The following is a 2,449-nucleotide window of genomic DNA, read 5'->3' as shown; positions in this document are numbered from 1 at the left end:
GTGGTGGTGGTGGTGGTGGAGACTCTGATTCCACCCCTGCTGCAAAACCTCCAATTGAGAATAAGAAAGATGAAACCCCACCAGTAATCACGTTAGTAGGGAGCAAAAGCATCACCGTTTATCTGAATGATAAATTTCAGGATCCAGGCTTTACTGCAACAGATAACGTGGATGGTGACATCAGTAAGCGCGTTAAGGTTAGCTACGACAAACCGATAGATACTGACACTGTGGGCACCTACACAATAACGTACACAGTCACGGATAAAGCGGGTAACAAAGCTGTGGTATCTCGTGAAGTGAAGGTCGAAAGCAAAGCGATTCCGGCTCCAGATGTAGAGAGCGACAAAGACACCGAGAAGCCTCAAATTACACTAAAAGGTGGTGAGGAAATCATCGTTTATCTGAACGATGAATTTCAGGATCCAGGCTTTAGTGCAACAGATAACGTGGATGGTGATATCAGCAATCGTGTACAGGTTAGCGGCAAACCGGATACTGACACTGTGGGTACCTACACAATAACGTACAAGGTAACGGATAAAGCGGGTAACAAAGCAACGGCATCTCGTAAAGTGACCGTAAAGAGTAAAGCGGTTGCAGATATCGAGAAGCCTCAAATCACACTAAAAGGTGGTGAAGAAATCACCGTTTATCTGAATGATGAATTTCAGGACCCAGGCTTTACTGCAACAGATAACGTGGATGGTGACATAAGCAAGCGTGTGCAGGTTAGCGGCAAACCGGATACTGGTACTGTTGGTACCTACACACTAACGTACAAGGTCACAGATACCGCAGGCAATGAGGCAACGGCAAAACGAGTCGTCGAAGTTGTTGAAGGCATTGTCTTTAGAGACAGCGATATTGTTCTGTATGAAAATGAGTACCAGCACCGAATTTGGTATGACGTAAAGTCAGACAACATCGATGCGTCGAAAATAACATTTGAGCTGTCAGAGCAATCCACAGCGACGGTGGATAAAGCACAAGGCCAGACACTGGATGTTGAGTTGGTAGAGGTGAAAAATTCGACGTCTAAAAGCGGATATTTCACTTTGGCTATTCATGATGACGAAGAGTTCGAAGGTAAAGAAAGGATCGTGGTAAACGTTCTGAGTGACAAGGCGTTTGTTAAGGAACTGAACATTGATCTGGATGATACTGATTCTAAAGGACTAGTTGAGCACGGCGCTCTAACTGCTATTGGGCAAGTGCCATACATAACAAGGGTTGTTCTTGATGATATGCTTTACGCCTTTGATGGTTTGAAGATAGCGAAATATGACCTAATCAATCAGAGCCGAGTGAAATATCTTGATTTGACGCACTGGTCAATCAAATTTGATATTCAACCCTATTGGCCTCAAGTTGTTATTTATCAAGATGAGATCTACTGGCTTAACGAGAATAAGTTATATCAAGTTGATAAAAACGACTTAACTCCGAGACTTGTCTCTTTAGTACCTGCACACTTTCAGCATGGGTCTCGCCCAAGCCAAAAAATCTTAGCCATTTTAGGTAATAAGCTCTACGTGTTTGACAACGGACTTGACGATGAAAGTTTCCTTCTCCACGGACACGGATACCACAGTTATGATTTTGAAACTGGTGAGTGGCTAGGCCTTCCTGATTTTCCAGATGAAGGAGTATATGGAAAGCATTGGGCGATGTCCGTTTCTGGGACTAAGGTCGTGGGCGATGATATATACATCCTAGAGGAAAAGTATTTTAGTGTTTTTAACACAAAAGAATGGACATGGTCACAGGTTGGTACAGGGTATAAAGGTAAGTCGGCGGTTGAAGCGACACTTTCTGACCGGGCTCACTTCTCTGGTAGCTTTGCGTACGATTTTTTAAATCGCGATAAAGTTAAGTATTTTACTCGTTATGAGTTTGATGCCGATATGAAGGTAACAAGTGTTGATGAACGAGTAATACCTTACTTTGGCAGTGACCCTGTTATGTATAAAGGCCGTTTGTACATGACCGATGGTAAAAGCACTGATTTGTTGTCTATTTACTGGGGCGATAACCACTAAACGAGTTTTAATATGAAGGCCCTAAGCCAGCGCCCTGTCGCTGGCTTTTCTTTGGGTACGGAAAAGTTTTCCTAACCGATTGGCAACTGAAAGGTACTCTTAATCTCCTTTACGGATACGTTGGATTGAATGGCGCTGATGCCTTTCACGCGGCGAATCGCACTGATGCGGTCAAAGTATTCGTCTAAGTCTCGAGCCACCACTTGCACCATATAATCTGCGCTGCCAGCAATGCAGTGACACATTAAGATCCAGTTGGTTTCAGCGACAAAGTCTTCAAAAGGCGTGGTGTTTTCTACTTCATGACTGCCGAGGGTAACCAGCGTAAAACCAGAGACTTGGAAACCGAGCTTTTTACGGTTCAGCTTTGCTGCATAACCCTCGATATAGCAGAAGTGGCCCCCAAT

At 44.0% G+C, this 2,449-nt stretch carries 2 protein-coding genes; one reads left to right on the top strand and one right to left on the bottom strand.

What is annotated here, in order from left to right; all coding sequences use genetic code 11:
• Positions 1-2,042, top strand: a 2,042-nt coding sequence (locus KIV40_RS25880) for a DUF5011 domain-containing protein (protein WP_285352057.1), incomplete at its 5' end; no start/stop codon positions are given.
• A gap of 71 nt (positions 2,043-2,113) precedes the next feature.
• On the opposite strand, the gene KIV40_RS25875 is transcribed toward KIV40_RS25880, so the two are convergent.
• A partial coding sequence (locus KIV40_RS25875; RefSeq protein ID WP_285352055.1) for an Lrp/AsnC family transcriptional regulator occupies positions 2,114-2,449 on the bottom strand: 336 nt, incomplete at its 5' end.

This window comes from Vibrio sp. D173a, assembly GCF_030248475.1.
Note: the sequence above shows the minus strand (reverse complement) of the source record. Positions and strands in the feature narration are given on the sequence as shown.